General features: G+C 72.5%; 24 protein-coding genes and 2 riboswitches. Of the genes, 17 read left to right on the forward strand and 7 right to left on the reverse strand.

Going from position 1 to position 24,063, the window contains the following annotated elements:
• Positions 1–3: 3 nt before the first annotated feature.
• The 3 genes from I2W78_RS11850 to I2W78_RS11860 form a co-directional block, all read right to left on the reverse strand.
• A complete protein-coding gene (locus tag I2W78_RS11850) occupies positions 4–795 on the reverse strand; it encodes an ABC transporter ATP-binding protein (RefSeq protein WP_196459330.1) in 792 nt (263 codons plus the stop codon).
• A gap of 134 nt (positions 796–929) precedes the next feature.
• Positions 930–1,952 carry a FecCD family ABC transporter permease gene (locus I2W78_RS11855; protein ID WP_196459332.1) on the reverse strand — a complete coding sequence of 341 codons (1,023 nt, stop codon included), beginning with the start codon at positions 1,950–1,952 and terminating at the stop codon, positions 930–932.
• Entirely contained in the window at positions 1,949–2,983 is a 1,035-nt protein-coding gene (locus tag I2W78_RS11860) for an ABC transporter substrate-binding protein (protein WP_196459334.1), read from the reverse strand. The genes I2W78_RS11855 and I2W78_RS11860 overlap by 4 nt, the downstream gene beginning before the upstream one ends.
• Positions 2,984–3,020: 37 nt before the next feature.
• A riboswitch (cobalamin riboswitch) is annotated at positions 3,021–3,215 on the reverse strand.
• Between the two features lie 196 nt (positions 3,216–3,411).
• Between I2W78_RS11860 and I2W78_RS41110 the strand changes: the two genes are divergently transcribed.
• Positions 3,412–3,939 (forward strand): serine/threonine-protein kinase, encoded by a 528-nt coding sequence (locus tag I2W78_RS41110; RefSeq protein ID WP_196459336.1) that lies wholly within the window; start codon positions 3,412–3,414, stop codon positions 3,937–3,939.
• Positions 3,940–3,943: 4 nt separating this feature from the next.
• Here the strand turns inward: I2W78_RS41110 and I2W78_RS11870 are convergent, their stop codons facing one another.
• Complete coding sequence (locus I2W78_RS11870) at positions 3,944–5,374, reverse strand: hypothetical protein (protein WP_196459338.1); 1,431 nt, start codon at positions 5,372–5,374, stop codon at positions 3,944–3,946.
• Positions 5,375–5,558: 184 nt separating this feature from the next.
• On the opposite strand from I2W78_RS11870, the gene I2W78_RS11875 reads away from it, so the two are divergent.
• The 7 genes from I2W78_RS11875 to I2W78_RS11905 all read left to right on the forward strand — a co-directional run bounded on the left by I2W78_RS11875 (position 5,559) and on the right by I2W78_RS11905 (position 12,095).
• Entirely contained in the window at positions 5,559–6,344 is a 786-nt protein-coding gene (locus I2W78_RS11875; RefSeq protein WP_196459340.1) for an FHA domain-containing protein, read from the forward strand.
• Positions 6,345–6,459: 115 nt separating this feature from the next.
• Positions 6,460–8,358, forward strand: coding sequence for a serine/threonine-protein kinase (locus I2W78_RS11880; RefSeq protein WP_196459342.1), 1,899 nt, complete (start codon positions 6,460–6,462; stop codon positions 8,356–8,358).
• A 69-nt stretch (positions 8,359–8,427) separates the two neighbouring features.
• Entirely contained in the window at positions 8,428–9,135 is a 708-nt protein-coding gene (locus I2W78_RS11885; protein WP_196459344.1) for an FHA domain-containing protein, read from the forward strand.
• Between the two features lie 75 nt (positions 9,136–9,210).
• Positions 9,211–9,394, forward strand: a riboswitch (cobalamin riboswitch).
• Between the two features lie 34 nt (positions 9,395–9,428).
• The gene (locus tag I2W78_RS11890) at positions 9,429–10,133 is read left to right on the forward strand and encodes an energy-coupling factor ABC transporter permease (protein WP_196459346.1); all 705 of its coding nucleotides are present in this window, start codon (positions 9,429–9,431) and stop codon (positions 10,131–10,133) included.
• On the forward strand, positions 10,130–10,489 hold the full coding sequence (locus tag I2W78_RS11895; RefSeq protein WP_196459348.1) for an energy-coupling factor ABC transporter substrate-binding protein: 360 nt from the start codon (positions 10,130–10,132) through the stop codon (positions 10,487–10,489). Before I2W78_RS11890 ends, I2W78_RS11895 begins: the two co-directional genes overlap by 4 nt.
• Positions 10,490–10,494: 5 nt before the next feature.
• Positions 10,495–11,244, forward strand: a complete 750-nt coding sequence (gene cbiQ, locus I2W78_RS11900) for a cobalt ECF transporter T component CbiQ (protein WP_196459350.1) — start codon at positions 10,495–10,497, stop codon at positions 11,242–11,244.
• On the forward strand, positions 11,241–12,095 hold the full coding sequence (locus tag I2W78_RS11905; RefSeq protein WP_196459352.1) for an energy-coupling factor ABC transporter ATP-binding protein: 855 nt from the start codon (positions 11,241–11,243) through the stop codon (positions 12,093–12,095). The genes cbiQ and I2W78_RS11905 overlap by 4 nt, the downstream gene beginning before the upstream one ends.
• Positions 12,096–12,101: 6 nt before the next feature.
• On the opposite strand, the gene I2W78_RS11910 is transcribed toward I2W78_RS11905, so the two are convergent.
• Positions 12,102–12,371: a hypothetical protein gene (locus tag I2W78_RS11910; RefSeq protein ID WP_196459354.1), complete on the reverse strand. Its 270-nt coding sequence runs from the start codon at positions 12,369–12,371 to the stop codon at positions 12,102–12,104.
• A 109-nt stretch (positions 12,372–12,480) separates the two neighbouring features.
• Positions 12,481–13,473, reverse strand: a complete 993-nt coding sequence (gene ku / locus I2W78_RS11915; RefSeq protein WP_445330154.1) for a non-homologous end joining protein Ku — start codon at positions 13,471–13,473, stop codon at positions 12,481–12,483.
• 71 nt (positions 13,474–13,544) lie between these two features.
• Between ku and ligD the strand changes: the two genes are divergently transcribed.
• Complete coding sequence (gene ligD, locus I2W78_RS11920; RefSeq protein WP_196459356.1) at positions 13,545–14,426, forward strand: non-homologous end-joining DNA ligase; 882 nt, start codon at positions 13,545–13,547, stop codon at positions 14,424–14,426.
• A 42-nt stretch (positions 14,427–14,468) separates the two neighbouring features.
• Positions 14,469–15,764, forward strand: coding sequence for a vanadium-dependent haloperoxidase (locus I2W78_RS11925; protein ID WP_196459358.1), 1,296 nt, complete (start codon positions 14,469–14,471; stop codon positions 15,762–15,764).
• Between the two features lie 6 nt (positions 15,765–15,770).
• On the opposite strand, the gene I2W78_RS11930 is transcribed toward I2W78_RS11925, so the two are convergent.
• The gene (locus I2W78_RS11930; protein WP_196459360.1) at positions 15,771–16,577 is read right to left on the reverse strand and encodes a nuclease-related domain-containing protein; all 807 of its coding nucleotides are present in this window, start codon (positions 16,575–16,577) and stop codon (positions 15,771–15,773) included.
• Positions 16,578–16,689: 112 nt separating this feature from the next.
• On the opposite strand from I2W78_RS11930, the gene I2W78_RS11935 reads away from it, so the two are divergent.
• The 7 genes from I2W78_RS11935 (at position 16,690) to I2W78_RS11965 (ending at position 23,970) form a co-directional block, all read left to right on the forward strand.
• Complete coding sequence (locus I2W78_RS11935) at positions 16,690–17,196, forward strand: protein-tyrosine phosphatase family protein (RefSeq protein ID WP_196459362.1); 507 nt, start codon at positions 16,690–16,692, stop codon at positions 17,194–17,196.
• A 132-nt stretch (positions 17,197–17,328) separates the two neighbouring features.
• Complete coding sequence (locus I2W78_RS11940) at positions 17,329–18,066, forward strand: hypothetical protein (RefSeq protein ID WP_374222660.1); 738 nt, start codon at positions 17,329–17,331, stop codon at positions 18,064–18,066.
• Entirely contained in the window at positions 18,063–19,334 is a 1,272-nt protein-coding gene (locus I2W78_RS11945) for a sensor histidine kinase (RefSeq protein ID WP_196459364.1), read from the forward strand. The genes I2W78_RS11940 and I2W78_RS11945 overlap by 4 nt, the downstream gene beginning before the upstream one ends.
• 98 nt (positions 19,335–19,432) lie before the next feature.
• Positions 19,433–20,554 (forward strand): hypothetical protein, encoded by a 1,122-nt coding sequence (locus tag I2W78_RS11950; protein WP_196459365.1) that lies wholly within the window; start codon positions 19,433–19,435, stop codon positions 20,552–20,554.
• A gap of 43 nt (positions 20,555–20,597) precedes the next feature.
• On the forward strand, positions 20,598–21,962 hold the full coding sequence (locus I2W78_RS11955) for an FtsW/RodA/SpoVE family cell cycle protein (protein WP_196459367.1): 1,365 nt from the start codon (positions 20,598–20,600) through the stop codon (positions 21,960–21,962).
• Positions 21,959–23,416 (forward strand): penicillin-binding transpeptidase domain-containing protein, encoded by a 1,458-nt coding sequence (locus I2W78_RS11960; protein WP_196459369.1) that lies wholly within the window; start codon positions 21,959–21,961, stop codon positions 23,414–23,416. The genes I2W78_RS11955 and I2W78_RS11960 overlap by 4 nt, the downstream gene beginning before the upstream one ends.
• A 44-nt stretch (positions 23,417–23,460) precedes the next feature.
• Positions 23,461–23,970: a DUF3291 domain-containing protein gene (locus I2W78_RS11965; protein ID WP_196459371.1), complete on the forward strand. Its 510-nt coding sequence runs from the start codon at positions 23,461–23,463 to the stop codon at positions 23,968–23,970.
• Positions 23,971–24,063 lie beyond the last annotated feature (93 nt).

Below are 24,063 nucleotides of genomic sequence, written 5' to 3' on the forward strand. Positions count from 1 at the left end.
CGTTCAGTGGGCTTCCAGCCCGGCGGAGGCGACGGTGCCCAGCACCCGGATGTACGGGCGCCCCTCGTCCCCCGGGGCCGTGATCGTGACGCGGACGCCGTAGACCTCGGCGATCAGGTCCGCGGTGAGCACCTCGGCCGGTGTGCCCGCGGCCACCACCCGGCCCCGGGTCAGGACGACCAGGCGGTCGCAGTACATCGCGGCGAGGTTCAGGTCGTGCAGCGCCACGACGGAGGTGACGGGGAGGGCGGCGAGCAGGTCGAGGACGTCGAGTTGGTGCTGGAGGTCGAGGTGGTTGGTGGGTTCGTCGAGGAGGAGTTCGCGGGGTTCCTGGGCCAGCGCGCGGGCGATCTGGACGCGTTGGCGCTCGCCGCCGGAGAGCGTGTGCCAGGGCTGGTCGGCGCGGTCGGTCAGGCCGGTGCGGGCCAGGGCGCCGCGTACGGCGTCCTCGTCCGCCGGCGTCGGCGGGGTCCAGGCACGCCGGTGCGGGACGCGGCCGAGTCGTACGACGTCCGCGACCGTCAACTCCACCTGGGTGTCCGCCTGTTGCTCGACCACGGCGACACGGCGGGCGATGTCCCGGCGGCGCAGGTCGGACAGCGGCCGGCCGTCGAGGGTGACCACGCCGGAGGCGGGGGCGAGGACGCCGGACAGCAGGCGCAGCAGGGTGGACTTGCCGGAGCCGTTGGGACCCAGCAGGCCGGTCATGGCGCCGGGCGCCGGTGTGATGCTGACGCCGTCCAGGATGAGCCGCCCGTCGGCGGTACGGCAGACGCGGTCGGCGGCGAGGGTCATCGAACGCTCCTCCCGGCCGCCCGTACGTAAGTCATCGAACGCTCCTCCCGGCCGCCCGTACGTAAGTCATCGAACGCTCCTCCCGGCTGCCCGTACGTAAGTCATCGAACGCTCCTCCCGGCTCCGTACGCGAATCATCGGACGCTCCTCCCGGCCCGGTGGGTGCGGTACAGGACCGCGACGAAGGCGGGGACGCCGATCAGGGAGGTCATCACGCCCACCGGGATCTCCAGTGGTTCGAGCAGGGTGCGGGCGAGGGTGTCGATCCAGACGAGGAAGACCGCGCCGCCCAGTGCGGTGGCCGGCAGCAGGCGGCCGTGGCCGGGGCCGACCAGGGCGCGGGCCGCGTGCGGCAGCACCAGGCCCACGAAACCGATCGCGCCCGCGCTGCTGACCAGGGCAGCGGTGAGCAGCGCGGTGGCGCTGAGCAGCACCAGGCGGGTACGGGCGACATGGACGCCGAGCGTGGCCGCCGCGTCCTGCCCGAAGGCGAAGGCGTCCAGCGTCCTGCCGTGGCCGAGGCAGACGGCGAGGACCAGCAGCAGGACGGCCAGACACAGCCATACGTCCGTCCAGCCCGCGCCGCTGAGCGAGCCGAGCAGCCAGAACAGCACGGCGCGGGTGGTGTCGGCGTCCGCCGAGGTGACCACGACGAAGGAGGTGAGCGCCGAGAAGAGCTGCATCGCGGCGACGCCGGACAGCACGACCCGGTCGGTGGTGCCGCCGAGGGTGTGGGCGAGCAGCAGCATCAGCGCGAAGGAGCACAGGGCCCCCACGAAGGCGCCGCCGGACAGCGACAGCGCCCCGCCACCCGCGCCGAGCACGACCACGAGGACGGCGCCGGTCGACGCGCCGGAGGAGACGCCGAGGACGAAGGGGTCGGCGAGCGGGTTGCGCAGCAGGGACTGCATCACCGCGCCGCACAGGGCCAGTCCGGCGCCGCACACGGCGGCGAGCAGGGTGCGGGGCAGGCGGAGGTTCCAGACGATGCCGTCGCGGATCGGGGTGAGGCCGGAGGGGTCGCCGCCGAGGTGGGAGGCGACGACCGACCACACGTCGGCGACGCCGATGTCGGCCGGGCCGATGGTGAGGGCAACGGCGACGGAGGCCACCAGCACCACCAGGCCTGCCGCGTAGCGCAGCAGAGCCCCGGTCACTTCGCGAGGCCGAAGTCGCGCAGGCCGCGCGCGACCGCCTCGATGCCCTCGACCGTGCGGATGGTCGGGTTCATCGCCTGCCCGCTGAGCAGGACGTACCGCTTGTGCCGGACGGCGTCCATGTTCCGGGTGACCGGGTTGGTCTCCAGGAACTCGATCTTCTTCGCGGCGCTCTCCGCGGTCTGCGACTTGCGGGTGAGGTCGCCGATGACGAGCACGTCAGGGTCGCGGTCGGCGACGGTCTCCCAGTTGATCTGGGGCCATTCGTCCGTCGTGTCGTCGAAGACGTTCTTCGCGCCGACGGCGTTCGTGATGACGCCGGGAGCTCCGCAACAGCCCGCCATGTAGGGGGACTCGGAGTTGGCGAACCAGTACAGGAGGGTGACGTTCGAGGCGTGGAGGTCCTTCGTGGCGGTGGCAACCCGCGCCTTGAGGTCGGCGACCAGCCTGTCGCCGCGGTCGGCCACCCCGAAGAGGCCGGCCAGATCGCGGACCTCGCCGTAGACGGTGTCCATGGTCAGCGGCTCGGTCCGGACGCCGTCGCCGTCGCCGCTGTTGTCCTTGCCCTCGCAGTCCGCCGGGGAGAGGTACGTGGGCACGCCCAGCTTCTCGAACTGATCGCGTGTGGCCACACCGCCCGTGCCGAGCGTGGAGGCGAACGAGGCGGCCACGAAGTCGGGCTCCCGGTCCAGGACCGCCTCGAAGGACGGGGCGTTGTCCGCCAGCCGGTCCACCTCGGCGTTCGCCTTCTCCAGGCCCTTCATCACGGGGTCGGTCCAGGTCGCGGTGCCGACCATGCGGTCGGCGAGGCCGAGGGAGAGCATGATCTCCGTGGTGCCCTGGTTGAGGGAGACGGCCCGTCGCGGTCCGGCGCCGGTGACCTGCACGGTCCGCCCGCAGTTCTCGATCGACCGCCCGGTGGCCGACGCCTTGTCGTCAGCCCCGCCGGAGGTTCCGCTTCCGCAGGCGGTGAGCAGGAGCGCTCCGCACAGCAGCGCGGCGGACAGGGACGTGGTGCGCGTGACGGGCACAGCTGTTCCTCTACGTCGAGGGCCCGTACGCGGGGCCCGACCGTACCGTGTGCCAGCAGGTCTTCGGACTCGGGGTCACCCGGACACGACGCCTTCCCGGACCTCGCCGGTCCAGTGGCCGATTGCCGTGCCCGTCGCCCTCACCGCTGCGCGTCAGCTCCGGATTCGCACCGGATTCCCTGATCCCCGTACGCCCTCGTACTGGGATGCGACTGGCTGGCGCAAGCTATCACGGGGCTCGGGCGGGGGCGGCGCGGCCGGTCAAGCGTCGCCTCCAAGTGCCCTTGGCCGCCCGCCAATTGGAGTTACGGGGAGGTAATCCGCGTGCCCTGGGGCGATCCTGTGCCAGTCCGCCCGAAGTCACGTGCGTGACAAGGCGGCTGAGTACACTCCGTCACCATTGCTGGACGTGGGGTGAGGAGCGGGGCGTGCGTGTGACGCCTGAGGCCGGGGACCGGGTCGCCGGCCGGTATCTCTTGCGGGAACCCATCGGCAAGGGCGGCATGGGCGTCGTCTGGCTGGCCTGGGACGAGTTGCTGCACCGGCGGGTCGCGGTCAAGTGCGCCCGCCCTGATGACGACCGGGCCACCGAGCGGCTGACCCGGGAGGCGCGCAACGCGGGGCGGGTGCACCATCCCGGCATCGTGCCCGTCTTCGACATCGCCGTCGAAGAGGAGACCTGCTGGATCGTCATGGAGTACGTCCCCTCCCGCAGCCTCGCCCAGGTCCTCGCCGAGCGTGGTCGCCGCACCCCCGAGGAGGCCGGCTCGATCGGCGGCCAGATCGCCGACGCGCCGGCGAAGTCGCACCGCGAGGGCGTGGTGCACGGCGATGTGACGCCGGAGAACATCCTGGTCACCGAGGACGGCGTGGCCCGGCTGACCGACTTCGGGATTTCCGCCACGTCGCTGTCGGCCACGGCGGTACGGAATATCGCGCAGGCCTTGCCGAGCTGACCGGTCACCTGTTGGTCAGCGGCCTGAACGCGCCCCGCACATCGGACTTGGACTCGGTGACGTACCGGTTCGTCGGCGGGGTGTCGTCGGTGCCGTACGTGTAGTACGTGATGATCGCGGGGCAGCTCGATCCGCCGATCTGGATCGTGCGCTTGCTGACCAGCTTGCCGGTGCGCAGTTCGTAGACCCGCACCGGGATCGCGATCTTGTGGAAGGTCACATAGCTGACGGCACCCGAGTCCCGGCTCTGGTACGGACACGTCTCGACGGAGGTCCCGAAGTCCGCCTCGCCCACGCAGACGATCGCCACCGCGTCGGCGGCGTCACCGGCCTTCCAGTTGCCGGGGAGCTGGTTGGTGTACTCGGTGTTGCCGTAGAACAGCGCGCGGTTGGTGCCCTTGCCCATCGGCTTGGCGGCGCTGTACTTGGCCGGCTGGGAGCAGTACTCGGGCTGTTCGTCCTGCGTTCCCTGCAGCAGGGTGCGGACGTTGTCCAGCTCGATGGCGTGCGTGGCCTTGGTGATGCCCGCGCGGGCCCGGTTCCCGAGGTTGTCCTCGGGATACTCGTCGAGCAGCTGCCGGTAGCGCGCCTTGGCCGTCTCCCAGTCGCTGCCCTTCATGAGGTTGTCGCCGCAAGCGACGAGCGCGCCGGGCGCGACCCGGTTCGCGGTGTCGGCGGACCGGTCGAGCTGGTCGCGGGTCGGCTCACGGTCGCGGAGCCAGTCGGTGATCTTGACGGTGCCGCAGGGGCTGTTCGTGGGCAGGCCGTCGAGGAATCCGTCCAGGACCGTGCGGACGGTCTGCTCGTGGCCGGGCTCGCGGAGCACGGAGGAGAGGATGCCGAAGCCCTGCTCCAGAGCCTCGGTGTTGCTGCGCAGACCGCTGTCCAGCAGGACCTCCGCCGTCCCCAGTCGGCGGCATTCCTCGACCACCTCGTCGCCCCGGGCACTGAGCGGGGCGTCGGCCATGCGATGCCCGGCCCACACCTTCTCCTGCGCGGCGAACACCCCGGCGCAGTCGCCCTTGTCGCGGGCCTCGGTGACGCTCCGCCCGATGCGGGTGGCGTCGTACCGCAGCAGTCCCACCGCCAGCAGCACCGGCAGCGTGACGCAGACCGCGACCAGGCGCTGTCCGCGCGCGGCGACCCGGGGCGTGCCACGGCTCGCCAGGAACCACCCGTGGGCGATGACCGCCACCCACCACACCAGCGCGGCGATCTCGTACCCCCAGGAGGCGGTGGAGACGAGCGCGGAGACGAGGACGACCGTGCCCAGCACCGCCGTGACGGCGAGCTTGCGCCGCCCGATCAGCAGGTAGCCGACGCCGAGCAGGGAGGCGTTGCCGAGGGCCACCGCCAGTGGGTCGTACCGCCGGGGCCGGGGTGGCGGTCCGGGTGGTTCCGGTGGGACGGGCATGGTGTACGTCGGCTGGTCCATCCTGCTGCTCCCCCTGGCGTGAACGTCAATTTCCGTGCGTGCCGGTGCCGTTGACGTCCGGCAGTTCGGGCACGGCCTTTATACGGGGCAGACTTGGGGAGGGGTCCCGAAGCGTCAAGCCCACCCTGGAGAGCAGCACCCGCGACGAACACCGGAACACCACCAGAACACCAGGAGATCCGCGATGTCCCGCTCCGCCAGCCTCGCGCGCGGTGTCGCGCCCGCCCAGCCCGGCACCCTGCACGCCCGCACGGTCACCGGCGATCTCAGCGCCCCGCCCCGGCCGGGTCTGACGGTGTGCTTCGGGCGTGGGGAGAAGCCCGACGTGGATCTGGGCGTCGGCGTGGACGACCTGAGGGTGAGCCGCCGGCACGGGGAGCTGACGTTCCGGCAGGGACAGTGGTGGCTGCGCAACACGGGACAGCAACTCGTACGACTCCCCCGGGGCCGGATGATGCACACCAGCACCGAGCCGATCCCGCTCGCCACCGGCTACACCCCGCTGTTCGTGAAGGGCTCGGGCCACCGGGAACACCTGGTCGAGCTGTATGTGGCGGGCCACGACGACCGGGGCCCGGTCTCCCGCCGCCGCGCCGAGACCCTGCGCCCGGAGACCTGGGCCCTGGACGACGACGAGCGGCTGCTGCTGGTCGTGCTCGGCCAGCGGTATCTGCTGTACGAGCAGGACCCGCGCCCCTTGAGCTACGGCCGGGCCGCCGAGCAACTCGCCTATCTGCACCCGGACGGCAGGTGGACCGAGCGCCGGATCGAGTACCGGGTCGAGGCGGTTCGCCGCCGGCTGGACGGCACCGGCTTCAAGTACCCGCTGATGCACGACCGTTCGGAGGGCCGCCCCTCCGACAACAGCCTGCTGCACAACCTCCTGAAGGGCCTGGTGGAGTCGACCACGCTCGTGCCGCCGGACCTGGACCTGCTGGAGGACGACGACGACACCAACTCTCCATCATGAGTGCGCCTCATGGAACCTCTGGGTAGAGACTGCGGAGCGTCCCTCACTCCCAGTAGGTTCGAGGCACGCGCGCGTGACCGGGTGCGCGTCCTGGGCACAGGCGAGGGGGAGAACCGTGCGTCCCGGAGACGAGTTCGCCGGCCGCTATGTCCTCAGAGAGGTCATCGGCGCCGGGCGGAGCGGCGAGGTGTGGCTGGCCCACGACACGGTGGTGGGGCAGGACGTCGCGTTGAAGCCGGAGTTGATCGAGGGCGACCGCGAGACGGCGGTGCGACGGCTGCTGGCCGAGCCCCGCGCGCTGGCCAAGTTCCGCGACCATCCGCACGTCGTGACACTGTTCGACGTCGTGACCGTGGAGAAGGACGGCGAGGAGACGTACTGGTTCGTCATGGAGTACGTCCCCGGCGGCGGCCTGGACCGGCAGCCGCCGTTGTCCTGGCAGCGGGCGGCCCGGATCGGTGCCGAGCTCGCCGACGCGCTCGCGGCGCTGCACGAGGCGGGGATCGTGCACTGTGACGTCAAACCCGCCAACGTGGGCCTCACCCGGCGCGGTACGGCGAAGCTGCTGGACTTCGGTGCCGCGCACCGGACGGGCGGCGCCGAGACGATCACCAGCAACGGCCCGCTCAGCTTCACCCCGGACTACGCCGCCCCCGAACTGGCCCGGGGCCACCTCCCCCGTCCCGCCTCGGACGTGTTCTGCCTGGCCGCCACCCTGTACGCGCTGGTCACCGGGGCGCCGCCGCGCGGCGGGGAGTCCGGGGACGGCGGGGACGGCGGGACGGACACCGAGCGCCTGACGTACTGGAAGGCCGAGCAGGGCGTCGTGGAGATGGACGCCGAGGCCGTGGGCCCGCTGTATCCGGTACTCACCGCCATGCTCCGGCGCGACCCACGGCAACGCCCCGACGCCGCCGAGGCCGGACGGCTGCTGGCCGCCGTCGCCACCTCCGGGTCCCAGGCCACGACCGCCCAGCCCGGCCGGCGGGCGCGATGGAGTTGGCCGGCACGCCGGCCCCTGCTGGCCACGGCCGTCGGGATCGGCGCCGCGCTGGTCCTGGGCGGTCTGATCCTCGCGCCCGACGGCGGCGACGGCGATTCGGGTCAGGGCACGGACGAGGCGGGCCGGAGCCGGACCACGGAAGGGTCCCTGATCGGCGATCCGCGCACCGCCGATGTGTGCGCCCTGACCGACCCGGCCGCCCTCGGCCGGTTCGGCGAGGTCCATGTCGACGTGGACTACGGCAACTTCGACCGCTGTGACGTGCTCGTCAGCCCCGACGACAAGACCCGCATCGACGTCTCGGTCCAGTTACGCCCAGGCTCCCGGCCCGAGAGCTCCCGCCCGGCCACGCGCATCGGGACGATCGGCGTCCTTGAGGAGCCGCCGGAGACCGACGAGTGCGGGCTGCTGCTGTACGACAGCGCCGCCGGGGATGCCGACGGCACCCTCGTCGGGATCCGCGTCGACGTCGGGGACGGCTCGGTGACCGGCGGCAGCGCGACGCTGTGCACAGTCGCCGACACGGCCGCCCGCAGCGCCGCCGAGGTGCTGAACGACGGTCCGCTGCCCCGCCGTTCCCCGGCCTACCCGGACAACTCGCTGGCCTGGTCGGACGCCTGCGCGCTGCTCGACGCGAAGGCGCTGACGGGCGCCGTGCCCGGTATCAAGCCGGACACGCCGGAGGTCGGTGTCGCGAACTGGAACTGCGAGTGGTTCAGCGAGGTGGACGACCTGGAGGCGGAGGTGAGCTTCTTCCGCGACCAGCCCAAGTCCGCGACGGACGGCGAAGCCGTGCGGCTCAGCGGCCACCGGGCCCTCGTCAAGCCGGAGGGCGACGGCGACGAGACCTGCACGGTCTTCCTCGAATACCGCCGGTACAGCGGCGAGGGCGCCGTACCGGCCGCCGAGATGGTGCGCCTGCGCGTCGGCGGCGAACGCCCCATGGACGAGCTCTGCGAGATGGTCACCGGCCTCGCCACCTCCGCCGCCGCCAAGCTGCCCGAACGCTGACGGGCGGGAAGGGTCCCGCAGCCGACCCGGACAGTGTGGGCAACGAGCCACCACGCCGAGGAGCCGGGGATGAACCGTCGTGAGAGTCTCGCGCGCGGTGCCCCACCGGCCGCCCCGGACACCCTGCACGCGAGATCGGCGGCGGGCGGGATCACGGCCGCTCCGGAGCCCGGCCGCCTGGTGTGCTTCGGCCGCGCCCCGGGCTGCCCCGCCACGGAGCTGTACGTCGGCGGTGACGACCTGCGGGTGAGCCGCCGGCAGGGAGAGCTGACGTACCACCACGGCCACTGGTGGCTGCACAACACCGGCCGCCGGCCCCTGCGTCTCCCCCACGACGAACTCCTCACCCCCCGCACCGCGCCGCTCCCCGTCCCCTCCGGCTACACCCCGCTCTTCGTGCAGGGCCTCGGCCACCGCGAGTACCTGATCGAGCTGTATGTCACGGACCCCGCCCGCCACTCCCGAGACTTCCCGCAGGACCGCCCGCCCCTCGACGACGACGAACGGCTGCTCCTGGTCGTCCTGGGCCAGCGCTACCTGCGCCACGAGTCCGACCCGCGCCCCTTCCCCTCCCGCAAGGCCCTGCAGCAACTGCGCTTCCTGCGCCCGGAGACCGACTGGGAGGCGCCCGGGATCGAGCACCGGGTCGCGGAGATCGGCGCCCGTCTGAGCGCCGACGAGGCCGTACCGCTGCACAGCCTGCTCCGGGATCTGGTGGACGCCACCCACCTCGTACCGCCGGACCTGGCGCTGCTGGACCGGGAGCTCGACGGGTGACGTCCGGCGTGTGCGCCGCGTGACCAGCGCCTTCGCGCCCCCGATGCACCGCTTGTCACCACCCCCGCGGGCGCACTACTGTCACCACGCCTTGGTGAACGGGAAACCGGTGTGATGCCGGTGCGGCCCTCGCCACTGTGATCGGGAAGTCCGGCTCCGGCCCCTCGCGGGCAGCCACTGGGTCCTTGTGACCCGGGAAGGCGGAGCACGGGCGGTGTCACCCGTCAGCCAGGAGACCGGCCGAGGCGCGTTGTACACCATCCACGAGGTGCTGGAGAGGGTCTGCTGAAGCCATGCACATAGCCGAGGGTTTTCTGCCTCCGGCGCACGCGATCGCCTGGGGTGCCGCGTCCGCGCCATTCGTCGTCCACGGAGTCCGCTCCCTCACCCGTGAGGTCAGGGAACACCCCGAGAGCACCCTGCTCCTCGGCGCCTCGGGCGCCTTCACCTTCGTCCTGTCGGCGCTGAAGCTGCCGTCCGTGACCGGGAGCTGCTCGCATCCCACCGGCACGGGACTGGGCGCCATCCTGTTCCGGCCGCCGGTGATGGCGGTGCTGGGCACCATCACCCTGCTGTTCCAGGCGCTGTTGCTCGCCCACGGCGGGCTGACCACGCTCGGCGCCAACGTCTTCTCGATGGCGATCGTCGGCCCCTGGGCCGGATACGGCATCTACCGGCTGCTGCGCCGGTACGACGTGCCGCTGATGGTCGCCGTGTTCTTCGGCGCGTTCGTCGCCGACCTGTCCACCTACTGCGTCACCAGCGTCCAGCTGGCGCTCGCCTTCCCCGACCCGAGCAGCGGTTTCCTGGGCGCGCTCGGCAAGTTCGGCGCCATCTTCGCGGTCACGCAGATCCCGCTCGCGGTGAGCGAGGGGCTGCTCACGGTGCTGGTGATGCGGCTGCTCGTGCAGTCCAGCAAGGGTGAACTGACCCGGCTGGGCGTGCTGCTCACCAAGACCGGCACCAAGACGGCCGGTACCGAGGCGGTGGCCCGATGAAGCGCAACGCGAAGATCAACCTCCTGCTGCTGCTCGCCGTCGCCGCCCTCGCGGTGCTGCCGCTGGTGTTCGGGCTCGGCGACCACAAGGAGGAGCCATTCACCGGCGCCGACGCCGAGGCGGAGACGGCGATCACCGAGCTGGACCCGGACTACGAGCCATGGTTCTCGCCCCTGTACGAGCCGCCGTCCGGCGAGATCGAGTCCGGCCTGTTCGCCCTCCAGGCGGCGGTCGGCGCGGGCGCGCTCGCGTACTACTTCGGGGTGCGGCGCGGACGCCGCCAGGGTGAGGCCCGGGCCCGGGAGGAGCAGGACCCTGTGCGGGTGCCCGGGCACGACGGAGCCGAAGGGGCCTGAGGCCCGTGCTGCCGATCGACGCGGCGGCGCACAGCAGTCGCTGGCGCCGCCGCCATCCCGTGGACAAGGCCGTGCTCGGGCTGGGGCTCACGGTACTTGCGATCTCGCTGCCGCCCTGGCCGGGGGCCGCGCTGGTGCTGGTCACGGCACTGGCCGTGCTGCTCGGCCCGGCGGGCGTGCCCGGGCGGCGGCTGTGGCGGGCCTACCGCGTCCCGCTGGGCTTCTGCGTGACCGGCGCGCTGCCGCTGCTGGTGCGGGTCGGCGGCCCCGACGGGTTCGTGGGCCTCGCCGACGGCGGCCCGGTGCGTGCCGGGGAGTTGCTGCTGCGCACCTCGGCCGCATCCCTCGGCGTGCTGCTGTTCGCGTTCACCACCCCGATGTCCGACCTGCTGCCCCGGCTGGTCCGCGCCGGGGTGCCCGCGCCCGTCGTCGATGTGGCTCTGGTGACGTACCGCATGAGCTTTCTGCTCCTCGACTCCGTGCGCCGGATCCGCGACGCCCAGGCCGCGCGCCTCGGGCACACCACGCGGGCCGCCCAGTGGCGGTCCCTGGCCGGGCTCGGCGCCACCGCCTTCGTGCGGGCCTTCGACCGGGCGGCGCGCCTGCAAGCGGGGCTCGCCGGACGCGGTTACGACGGCACCCTGCGCGTGCTGGTGCCCGAGGCCCGCGTCTCCGTCCCGTTCACGGCTCTGAGCGTCGCGCTGCTCGCGACGCTGGCCGCCCTCACCTTCGTACTCGAAAGGCCACTGTCATGAGCGAGGCCGCCGCCCTGGTCGCCCTGCGGGGCGTGTCCTTCTCCTACGAGGAGGGCCCGGCCGTGCTCACCGGCCTCGACTTCGAGGTGCGCGAGGGGCGCGCGCTGGCGCTGCTCGGCCGCAACGGCAGCGGCAAGACCACGCTGATGCGGCTGCTCAGCGGCGGACTTCGGCCGCACGCCGGGGAGTTGACGGTGGACGGCACGCCGGTGTCGTACGACCGGAAGGGGCTGACCCGGTTGCGGACCACCGTTCAGCTGGTGGTGCAGGATCCGGACGACCAGCTGTTCGCCGCCTCGGTGGCGCAGGACGTGTCCTTCGGGCCGCTGAACCTCGGGCTGCCGGACGCCGAGGTGCGGGCGCGGGTCGATCAGGCGCTGGCCGCGCTGGACATCGCCCGGCTGGCCGACCGGCCCACGCATCTGCTGTCGTACGGGCAGCGCAAGCGGACCGCGATCGCCGGTGCCGTCGCGATGCGGCCGCGTGTGCTGATCCTCGACGAGCCGACGGCCGGGCTCGATCCCGACGGCCAGGAACGGCTGCTCGCCACCCTCGACGGGCTGCGCGCGTCCGGCACGACCGTCGTGATGGCCACTCACGACGTCGACCTGGCCCTGCGCTGGGCCGACGACGCGGCCCTGCTCACCCCGTCCGGCGTGCGCACCGGCCCGGCGCCCGAGAACCTGGCCCGCACGGAGCTGCTGCGCCAGGCGGGCCTGCGCCTGCCCTGGGGCGTCGCGGCGGCGGAACTGCTGCGCGGCCAGGGCCTGTTGGACGACACGGCCACCGGGCCGCGTACGGCGGAGGAGCTGGCGGCACTGGCGGCGGCGCAGGCGGGGCCGCGCGGCTGAGGGCCCTCAGTCGTCCTGGACGTCCCCGCGCTTGCTGCGCCGCGCCAGCAGTGTGGTCCCCGCGACCACGGCGCCGATCGCCAGGACCTTGGCCCCCTCGTAGGGCAGGTGCGGGCCGCGGGAACCGGGCAGGTCCAGGAAGGCCCAGGCCAGCAGGCCGAGCCCGATCAGCAGCAGGACCACACCGCCGACCGGGCCGAGGCCCGCCCACCAGGCGTCTCCGGGCACGTCCTTGGCCCGCGTCTCGTTCTTCTGGTCCTGATGCTCGGATCGCATCGCGTCCCCCGTTTGGTCGGCTGTGTACGACCAGGGCTACCTCAGCGACGGGATGTGATCGATCGATGCGTGAACTCTGTGACAGAAGCGTCGACTTCAGCCGCCGCGGTCAAGCCGAACGCTTGCGTGACGCCGTCGTCTTCTTCGCCGTCGTCTTCTTCGCCGTCGTCTTCTTCGCCGTGCTCTTCGAAGCCGCCTTCTTCGTCCCCTGCGCCGACTTGGCCGCCGTCTTCTTCGCGGACGCGGCGGTCTTCTTCGCGCCCGTCTTCTTCGCCGGGGCCTTCCTGCCGAGCGAGCGGACCTCTGCCTCCTCGGCCGGGGCCTCGCCTCGGGACTCCCGGGCCGCGCGGACGCTGCTCTCCAGGGCCGCCATCAGGTCGAGCACCTTGCCGCCCGCCGCGGGTTCGGGAGCCTCGGGAGGCGCCTCGCCGGCCGCCTTCGCGGCGATGACCTCCTCGACGGCCTCGCGGTACTCGTCGTGCAGGTCTTCGAGCTCGACCTCGCCGAGGGTGTCCATCAGGGCGTCCGCGAGGTCGAGTTCCTTGTCGCGGACGGTGACGTTGGTGTCGGGGGCGACGCCCTCGGGCGCGCGGACCTCGTCCGGCCACAGCAGCCCGTGCATGGCGATGGCGTCGCCGACCACCCGCAGCATGCCCAGCCGCTCCCGGCCACGCAGCGCGAACTTGGCGATGGCGACCTTGTTGCTCCGCTTGAGCGCCTCGCGCAGCAGCGTGTACGGCTTGGCGGCGGGGGCGCCGCTGGCCGCGAGGTAGTACGCCGCGTCCATCTGGAGCGGGTCGATCCGCTCGCCCGGCACGAAGGCCACGATCTCGATCGTCTTGGCCGTCGGGATGGGCAGATGGGCCAGATCCTCGTCGCTGATCGGGATGATCGTGCCGTCCGCGTCCTCGTACCCCTTGCCGATCTCCGCCCCACTGACCTCGCGGTCCTCCAGCTCGCAGAACTTGCGGTAGCGGATCCTGCCGCCGTCCTCGCTGTGGATCTGGCGGAACGAGATCGAGTGGCTCTCGGTGGCGTTCACCAGCTTGATCGGGATGCTGACCAGGCCGAACGAGATGGCGCCGTTCCATATGGATCGCACATCCAGCACCTTTCGCAGCGGTATCAGCAGGGTTCGTACGATTCTCATCGATTTCGTGTGATTCTCATCGTATGACGCCGATCACAGAGGTGGAGGGGCGACGGGTCGCGCTCAGCAATCTGGAGAAGGTGCTGCATCCGGCGACCGGCTTCACCAAGGGCGAGTTGCTCCACTACTACGCGACGACCGCCGACGTACTCCTGCCCCATCTGCGGGATCGGCCGGTGTCCTTCCTGCGCTACCCGGACGGCCCGGACGGGCAGGTGTTCTTCACCAAGAACGTGCCGCCGGGTACCCCCGAGTGGGTCACCACCGCCGAGGTGCCGCGATCGGAGGGTCCGGCCCGGATGGTGCTGGTGCAGGACCTGGCGAGTCTGATGTGGGCGGCGAACCTGGTGACCGAGTTCCACACCCACCAATGGGTGATCTCGGCGCCGGCGGTCGCGGACCGGCTGGTCTTCGACCTCGACCCGGGCTCGCCCGCGACCGTCGTGCACTGCTGCGAGGTCGCGCTGTGGCTGCGGGAGCGGCTGGCCGCGGACGGGATCGAGGCGTACCCGAAGACGTCCGGTTCGAAGGGGCTGCATCTGCTGGCTGCGGTCCGGCCCACCCCCTCCGATCAGGTGACGGAGTACGCCAAGGGGCTCGCGGTGGAGGCGGAACGGGCAATGCCCCGACTGGTCGTACACCGCATGACGCGCAGTCTGCGGCCCGGCAAGGTGTTCGTCGACTGGAGTCAGAACGCCGCGCGCAAGACGACGGCGACTCCATACACCCTGCGGGCGCGGGCGACGCCGACCGTTTCGGCGCCGGTGACCTGGGAGGAAGTCGAGCAGTGCCGAGACGTCGGCCAACTCACCTTCCAGGCGGCGGACATCGCCCCGCGCGTGCAGGACTACGGCGATGTGCTGGCCCCGCTGCTCGACGAGGGGCGGGCCGGCGCACTGCCGTGAGCCAACGCCCCTGAAGCGGGCATCTCACAGCAAGGGATCAGCATGGAAACAACCCGTCCCAGTACCCTCCGCCGCCGCACGCTCGTCGTCGGCCTGACCGCACTCACCCTCGGCGCCACGACGGCCGCCACCGTCGCCGCCCCGGACCGGGCCCCGACCGCCCCCGCCCCCAAGGCCCAGGTGCTCCTCGACTGGAACGAGATCGCCGTCGCCACGATCAACGGCGACGCCAAGCGCCACGCGGCCGAGCAGAACGTGTGGCACGGCTTCGTCTCGGCCGCCGTGTACAACGCGGTGGTGGGCATCGAGGGCCGGTACGCGCCGTACAAGTGGGACGTACGAGGGCCCCGCGAGGCCTCGGCGGAGGCGGCCGCCGCTGCCGCCGCGCACCGGGTGCTGCTGACGTACTTCCCGAAGTCGAAGGCCCGGCTGGACGCCGCCTACACCGAGTCGCTGAAGAAGATCCCCGACGGGCAGGCCGAGAAGCTGGGCGTCGACTACGGCAGACGGGCCGCCGACCGCGTCGTCCAGCTGCGCGTGAAGGACGGACGCGGGGAATCGGTGGCGTTCACCAAGACGCCCGAACCCGGCGTGTGGCGGCCCACCCCGCCGGACAACTCGCCCTTCCAGCTGCCGTGGCTGGCGAAGACGAAGCCGCTGGCGCTCACCTCCGCCGAGCAGTTCCGGCCGGGCGCGCCGCCCGCGACGAACACCCGGCGGTACGCCCGTGACCTGGCCGAGGTGCGGGCACTCGGGGCGAAGAACAGCAAGGTGCGCACGCCGCAGCAGACGGAGACCGCGAAGTTCTTCGCGGATGTGCAGCCGGTGCAGTTCCAGGCCGCCTACCGCGACCACGTCAAGCGGCACGGGCTGGACCTGGTGGACGCGGCCCGGCTGTTCGCGGCGGCCAACACGGCGACCGCCGACGCGACGATCACCGCCTGGAACGCCAAGTACACGCACGCCCAGTGGCGGCCGATCACGGCGATCCGGCTGGCCGGGACGGACGACAACGCGGCCACCACGGCCGACCCGGCCTGGGAGCCGCTGCTGCGCACGCCCGCGTCCCCGGACTACGTCAGCGGTCACAACGCGGCCGACGGCGCCGCGATGGCCGTCCTGCACCGGCTGACCGGCCCGAACGTCGACTTCCGCATCTCCTCCGCGGTGACCGGCACGACCCGCACCTACACGAGGGCGGCCGACTTCACCCGTGACGTGATCAACGCCCGCATGTGGGGCGGCGTCGAGCACCGGACCAGCGGCGAGGTGGGCAACCGGATGGGCCAGCAGATCGGGAGGTACACGCTGGACCACTACTTCCGGCCCGTGAGCTAGCCGGGGTCACACCCTCGCCCACGTGTTCCGGTCCCGCGCCATCGCGTGCAGGGCCTCCACGTCCGCCGGTTTGAGTACGCCGCCCAGGCGGGCGAGGTCGTCGAGGTCCGTGTCCCGCAGGACGCGGACCTCGCGGACCGGGCCCGGGACCGAGACGCGGGACGGGCCGACCAGGACGAGGACGGGGTGGACCTCGGCGGTCAGGGCGTAACTGGCGCGGTCGGCGTCCGCGCGGACCCGGCGCAGCAGCGGGCGCCCCTCCCGCCGCCCCACCGTGACCATGGGGTCGGCGATCACGACCCGCTGCTTACGGGCGTACAGGGCGTGCACGGCGAACAGACCACCGGGGCCGATCACCAGGTGGTGGACGCGGTCGCCGCCGGGCAGCGGGACGGAGTGCAGGGCGTGCCAGCCCGCGCCGTCCATCCGGTCCAGCGCCTCCCCCACCGTCTGCTCGGCCTCCAGCGCCCGGCGCCGGGGATCGGCGCGGAGCCGGGGCACGGGCCCGCCCGGGTCCCGGTCCAGGGCGACCAGGAGGGCCTCGCCGGGCCGGTTGGGGGCCAGGTCGTCGTCGGGGTGCAGGCTCAGCCGGGCGAGCTCCGCGGGGGTCGGGACCGGGGGCGGGCCGACCGTGACGGGGCCGGTGAGGAAGGGGCGCAGGGCGTCCAGGACGTCGTCTCTGCGGTCCTCGATCAGCAGGTTGACGCGGGCCGCCTCACGGTCGTACCAGGCGATGTTCCTGCCGTCCGTGAGGCAGACGTACAGCCGCTCCCGACCGTGTTGCCAGGTCGGCACGACGCGCAGTCCGCTCATGCACATCACCTCATGACCATGGGAACAGGCGGGGTGCTCCAGGGGCAAGAACCCGGCTACCTTTGAGAGGAGTTGGGACCGGCCCGCCCGCGTGGCGGTTGGGGAGGCGTCGTTGCGTACCCGCAGGAAGCAACCCGACGTACCGGCCCCGGACATGCCGTGGAACGAGATCGTGCCTGGTCTGTGGATGGGCGGGCACGAGTTCAAGGGCCATTCGGGGCAGCTGGAGTTCGCCGTCGTCCGGGACGAGTTCGATCTCGTCCAGACGCTCCTGCGGCTGCCCGGCCACGGCCCCGACCCGGGCGTCGACCACCAGGTCTGGCCGATCCCGGACGGCCCGCTCGACGGGACCCAGCTGGCCGGGGTGATCCGGCTGGCCGAGGCCGCCGGTGACGCGCTGGACCGGGGCCGCCGGGTGCTGGTGCGCTGCTACCACGGCTACAACCGCTCCGGCCTGGTCATCGCGCACGCCCTGGTCCGCCGGGGCCGCTCCGTCGAGTCGGCGATCCGGCTGATCCGCGCCCGCCGCTCACCGTGGGCGCTGCACAACGAGCTGTTCGTGGAGTATCTGCGGACGGGGCTGCAGACGGTGCGGTTCCTGGAGGAGCTCGCGGAGTAGGCCACCCCTGACCAGGACGCTTACGTACGCAAGGTGAGCTCGCGGAGTAGGCCGCCCCGGCCAGGACACTTACGTACACAAGGTGCGCGCACGCATAAGGTGTACGCGACCGTCCCGAGCCACAGGAGCCCCGTGCCCCGCCGCTTTCCCCCGCTCATCACCCACGCCCGCGTCCGCGCCGCCACCGTCCTCGCGCTGCTCTCGCTGACCGCGACGGCCTGCGGTGACGCGGGCGAGCTGCGCGGCGCGGGGCCGACGCCGACCGCCGCCGGCCCGGCCCGGCTGTGGCCGGAGCTGCCGCCGGCGTCGAGCCCGGCCTTCGAGATCGGCGAGGTGGACATCCAGGTCGTGAAGGGTGTCGAGGTGCCCGGCGACGACATCCGCAGGGTGGACCCGGTGGCGGTGGTACGGGCGGAGATCGCCCGCAGCCCGGGCGATTACGAGGGGTCCAAGGCGCGGTACCGCGAGACGAACAGCCGGATGGCGGAGTGCGGGCGGGCCGGGGGCCGGACCGGGTGCCCCGTCCTGGAGCCGTACCACCGGGATCTGACCGGCGACGGGCGGCCCGAGATGACGCTGGGCTTCCGGCTGCTGCCCGGCGAGATGACCGCCGTGCGCGTCTACACGGTGGAGAAGCACCGGCTGGTGCAGGTCATGGCCTACGACGACGCCCTGGCCGGGATCGAGATCGCCGGGCAGTCGGTGATCCTGCGGGCGCCGTCCGAGGTCCAGGGGTACGAGTACCGGCTGCAGTGGAGCTGGGACACCGACCAGCGGGCGATGCTGCTCACCCGCGACGAGATGCTGCGCACCGGCAAGCGGCCGGACACCCACCGCCCGTCCCGCACGCCCTCCGCGAGCCCCCGATGAGGCTCACGCTGCCGCGCTGGACCGGCACCCTCGCGGTGAAGGCCGCCGTCTTCATCACGGTGATGTGCTGTGCCCTGGCCGCGCTGCTCGGCGTCCTGGTCCATGTCTCGGTGACGAACCAGACCGTCGGACAGGCCCGCGAGCTGGCGCTGGCCCGGCTGGCGGACGCGACGACGGCGTACGAGGCCGGGGATCCGCTGATGCCGGGCGCGGGCGTGGATCCCGCGGGGCTGCCCGCGCCGCTGCGCTCGCTCGCGGCGGCCGGGGAGCGCGGCACCATGGTCGCCGAGCACCAGGGCCGGCCCACGATGTGGGCGGCGGGCCCCGCCGACGGCGGCCGGGCCCTCGCGGTGGCCGTCGACTACTCCCAGCAGGCCCGCACCATCGACGGCCTGGACCGGGCGATCGGCTGGTCGTCGGCGCTGGCCATCGGGGCGACGGTGCTGGTGGGGGCGTTCGCGGTGACCCGGGTGACGCGCCGGTTGCACACCACGGCGCGGGTCGCCCGGCGGATCAGCGCCGGTGATCTGGACGCGCGCGTGCACGATCCGCGCACCCGGGACCGGACGCGGCCGCAGGACGAGGTGGCCGCGGTCGCCGCCGCGCTGGACTCCATGGCCGCCTCGCTGCAGGGCAAACTGCTCGCCGAGCAGCGGTTCACCGCGGACGTGGCGCACGAGCTGCGCACCCCGCTGACCGGCCTGCACGCGGCGGCGGAGCTGCTGCCGCCGGGGCGCCCGACGGAGCTGGTCCGGGACCGGGTGGCCGCGCTGCGCACGCTCACCGAGGACCTGCTGGAGATCTCCCGGCTGGACACCGGGCGCGAGCGGCTTGACCTGGACACCGAGGAGCTGGGCGCGCTGGCCGGGCGGGTCGTCCGGGCGTCCCATACGGACACGGCGGTGCGGGTCGTGCGGGACGCGCGCGTGGTGACCGACCGGCGGCGGCTGGAGCGGGTGCTCGGCAACCTCGTCGCCAACGCGCACAAGCACGGGCGGCCCCCCGTCGTCGTGACGGTGGACGGGCCCGTGGTGACCGTGCGGGATCACGGGCTGGGCTATCCGGAGTATCTGGTGGAGCACGGCCCGCAGCGGTTCCGCACCGAGGGCGGGGCGAAGGGGCACGGCCTGGGCCTGACCATCGCGCTGGGCCAGGCGGAGGTCCTGGGCGCCCACCTGGAGTTCCGCAACGCGCCGGGCGGCGGGGCCCTGGCGAGGCTGACGCTGGCTCAGGCTCCACCGGACGAGCGGACGACGGACAGGGAGTGACCATCCCCGATGGCGCACTGTGACGGGCGCCCCGGGTAGCGCGCTCCTAATGTGGCGATTAGTCAGCTTCGCCCCGCCCCTCACGGGAGGTTCTCCCCATGTCCCTGCGCTCTCCCCGCACCCGTCTCGCCATGACGGCAGCCGCAGGTGCCTTGGCCACCGCGGTGGCGATCTCCCCATCCTTCGCCAGTGCCGTCCTGGGCAACGAATCCGGCTCCGGCTCCGGCTCCGGATCCGGCGCCGTTCCCGCCCCCGGCGGCGAAGCCGGCACCGGCACCGTTCCCGCCCCTGTTCCCGGCACCGGCGTCCTCCCCGTTCCCGGCCTCGGCGTCGGCGGCATCGGCGGCATCGGCGGCTTCGGCGGCTTCGGCGGCTTCGGTCCCGGCTTCGGCGGCTTCGGCCCCGGCTTCGGCGGCTTCGGCCCCGGCTTCGGCGGCTTCGGCCCCGGCTTTCGTGACCACTTCGGCGGCAACGGTGGCGTCAACGTCTTCGCCGGGAACGGCGGCGTCGACGTCTTCGCCGGCAACGGGGTCGACGTCTTCGCCGGGCACGGCGGCCGGGACAACTTCGGCGGCAACGGCAACGGGGGCAACTTCGGCGGAAACGGGAACCGGGGCAACTTCAACGGCAACGGCAACTGGGGGGACTTCGGCGGCAACGGCAGCGTCGACGTCTTCGCCGGAAACGGCGGCCGGGACAACTTCGGCGGCAACGGGAACCGGGGCGACTTCGGCGGCAACGGCGGCGTCGACGTCTTCGCCGGAAACGGCGGCAAGGGCGACTTCGGCGGCAACGGCAACTTCGGCGGAAACGGCGGAAACGGCGGCAAGGGCGACTTCGACGGAAACGGCGACTTCGGCGGCGACGGCGGCAACGGCGACTTCGGCGGCATCGGGGACTGGGACGACTTCGGCGACGGCGGCAGCGCCGACGACGACTTAGGCGGCGACGACAACGGCAACGGCGACAACATTGGCGGCAGCGCCGACTACAGGGGCGTCGTCACCGCCGGCTCCCTGCTGCTGCGCACGTCACCCACCCAGCGCAGCCGGGCCATCGGCATCGTCGAGCGGGGCGACGAAGTGCGGATCTACTGCAAGGCACCGGGCCAGCGAGTGCGGGGCAACCCCCTCTGGTACCTCCTCCAGGGCAACCGCACCTGGGCCTGGGGACCCGCCCGCTACATCAACAACATCGGGCCCGCGCCACGCTGGTGCTGACCCGCACGACACACAAGCCGCCCCATTTGGGTAAGTTCCGGACATGACGAAGGCCGGAACCGGAACCACCGTGGCAGCGGACACGCCCGCTCCCGCGGTCCGTCTCCCCCGGCGCAGCGGCATCGAACTCGCTCTCATCGTCGTAGCCGTACTGCTGTCGGTGTACGGCTACTGCGCGGTCGGCCTCGCCAGGACCGGTGCCGTCCCGCCCGGTGCGGTGGGCTACGGCGCGGGACTCGGCGTCCTCGCGCTGCTCGCGCACCTCGCGGTCCGCCTGCGCGCCCCCTACGCCGACCCGCTGCTGCTGCCCATCGGTGTGCTGCTCAACGGCCTGGGCCTGGTGCTGATCTACCGGCTGGACCTGGAGACACCGGGCGACCGGGCGGCCCCCGCCCAACTGGTCTGGTCGGCGCTGGGCATCACACTGTTCGCCTATGTCGTCGCCGCCCTGCGCGACCACCGCGTGCTCCAGCGGTACGCGTACGTGTGCGTCGCCGCCGCGCTGGCCCTGCTCACCCTGCCGATCCTCTTCCCGGCCGTGAACGGCGCGCGCATCTGGATCCGGTTCGCCGGATTCTCCATCCAGCCCGGCGAGTTCGCGAAGGTGCTGCTGGCGGTGTTCTTCGCCGCGTACCTGGCCGCGAACCGCAACGCCCTCGCCTACGCCGGCCGCCGCATCTGGAAGCTCCAGCTCCCCACCGGCCGCGTCCTCGGCCCCGTCGTCGCCATCTGGCTGGTCAGCGTCGGCGTACTGATCCTGGAACGCGACCTCGGCACCTCGCTGCTGTTCTTCGGCCTGTTCGTCGTCATGCTGTACGTCGCCACCGGCCGCACCGGCTGGATCGCCGTCGGCCTGCTGCTGGCGACGCTCGGCGCGGTCGCCGTCGGCCGGACGGAGCCGCACGTGGCCGCCCGGATCCAGGACTGGCTGCACCCGTTCGCGTCCATCGAGGCCGGTCAGGGCCCCAACCAGCTCGCCCAGTCGCTGTTCGCGTTCGCGGCGGGCGGCGTCCTCGGCACCGGCCTGGGCCTCGGCCACTCCACCCTCATCGGCTTCGCCACCAAGTCGGACTTCATCCTGGCGACCGCGGGCGAGGAGCTGGGCCTGGCCGGCCTCTCCGCGATCTTCCTGCTGTACGGCCTGCTGGTGGAGCGCGGCTACCGGGCGGGCCTCGCCCTGCGCGAACCCTTCGGCCGGCTGCTCGCGGTGGGCCTCGCCTCGATCGTGGCGCTGCAGGTGTTCGTCATCGCGGGCGGGGTGACCGGCCTGATCCCGCTGACCGGCATGGCGATGCCGTTCCTGGCGCAGGGCGGCTCCTCGGTGGTCACCAACTGGGCGATCGTGGCCCTGCTGATCCGGGTGAGCCACTCGGCCCGCGAGCAGTACGACGGGCGGGTCGCCCCATGACCCGTCACATCCGCTACGCCGCCGCGTTCTGCGTCCTGCTGCTGGCCGCCCTCCTCGTCAACGCGGCCCGCATCCAGCTCTTCCAGGCCGGCGCGTTGGACGACAGTCCGGCCAACCGCCGCCAGGACATCGCCCGTTACGGCCAGCCGCGCGGCGACATCCTGGTCGGCGGCCGCCCGGTCACCGGCTCCAAGGACACCGGCGAGTACCTCCGCTACGAACGCGTCTACAAGCAGGGCCCGTTGTACGCCCCCGTCACCGGCTTCTCCTCGCAGAGGTACGGCACCACGTTCCTGGAGCACGCCGAGGACGGCACTCTCTCCGGCACCGACCCCGTACTCTCGCCGTTCTCCCTGTGGAACGACTTCACCCGCGCCCGCAACCCCGGCGGTGACGTCGTCACCACCCTCAACCCGGCCGCGCAGCAGGCGGCGTTCCGGGGACTGGGCAACCGCAAGGGCGCGGTCGCGGCGATCGAACCGGCGACGGGACGGATCCTGGCGCTGGTCTCCACCCCGTCGTACGACCCGGGGATGCTGTCGGGGAACGGGCCGGCGGTGGCCCGGTCCTGGCTGGGGCTGAACGAGGACCCGAACAAGCCGATGCTGAACCGGGCGGTACGGCAGACGTATCCGCCGGGTTCGACGTTCAAGGTGGTCACCGCGGCGGCCGCGCTGGACGCCGGGGTGATCACCAGCCTCGACAAGCGCACCCGCTCGCCCGACCGGTACACCCTGCCCGGCACCACGACGACCCTGCACAACGCGACCAAGGGCTGTGCGGACGCCTCACTGCGCCTGGCCTTCGTGAAGTCCTGCAACACGGTCTTCGCCAAGCTGGGCGTGGACGTGGGTGTGACGGACATGACCGCCACCGCCCAGGCGTTCGGCTTCAACGACACCGAGTTGCGCATCCCTTACTCGGTGGCGCCGAGCACCTTCGACACCTCGGTCGACAGGGCGCAGCTGGCCCTGTCCTCGATCGGGCAGTACAACACCCGTGCCACGCCGTTGCAGATGGCGATGGTGTCGGCGGCGGTCGCCAACGGCGGCCAGGTGCGCGAGCCGTACCTGGTGGAACGGACCACCACCGACCGCGGCGCCACGATCTCCACGACCGGCGCCCGCCCGCTGCGCCGGGCCATGCATCCCTCGACCGCGATGCGGCTGCGTGAGCTGATGCGGAACGTGGTGGAGGGCGGCACCGGCACCCACGCCATGATCCCCGGCGCGACCATCGGCGGGAAGACCGGTACCGCCCAGCACGGCGTCGACAACTCCGGTACGCCGTACGCCTGGTTCGTCTCCTGGGCACAGGGCGACCGCGATCTGGAGCCGAAGGTCGCGGTCGCGGTGGTGGTGGAGGACGCCTCGGCGCACCGCCGCGACATCTCCGGGGGCAGTGTGGCGGCACCGATCGCGCGGGCGGTGATGCAGGCCGTGCTCAGGTCGTGAGACGGGGGTACCGCCGCGCGCGGGCCCCGACCTACCGTTCGGTCATGACGGATTCCGCGCCCGCGTACGAACTCGCCCAGGTCAACATCGGCCGTCTCAAGGCCCCGCTGGACTCCCCGCAGCTGAAGGACTTCGTCGACAGTCTCGACCCCGTGAACGCCGACGCCGACGCGGCCGAGGGTTTCGTCTGGCGACTGCAGAGCGACTCCGGCAACGCGACCGACGTGCCCGTCTTCGGGGACGACTGGCTGATCGTCAACATGTCGGTGTGGCGGGACACCGACTCCCTGACCGCGTACATGTACCAGGGACGGCACCGCGAGATGCTGGCCCGCCGCCGGGAGTGGTTCGAGCGCCTGCAGGAGGCGGTCACGGCCCTGTGGTGGGTCCCGGCCGGACACCGCCCGACGGTCGCCGAGGCGGAGACCCGCCTGCTCCACCTCCGAACCAACGGCCCGACACCGTACGCGTTCACGCTCCGAACGTCATTCCCGCCGGGAGCCGCGGTACCAGTGCCGGTCGAGGTCCCGGAAGGGTTGGGCTGCTCGGTCTGACGCCGGGAGGGCAACGCCCTTGGGAGCGCGGGGCTGTATCGATGTGCGGCTCCGCCGCGTGGGCGCGACCAGCCAAAAACAACCCGCAGCCGC

The sequence above is a fragment of the Streptomyces spinoverrucosus genome, from assembly GCF_015712165.1.
GTDB lineage: Bacteria > Actinomycetota > Actinomycetes > Streptomycetales > Streptomycetaceae > Streptomyces > Streptomyces spinoverrucosus_A.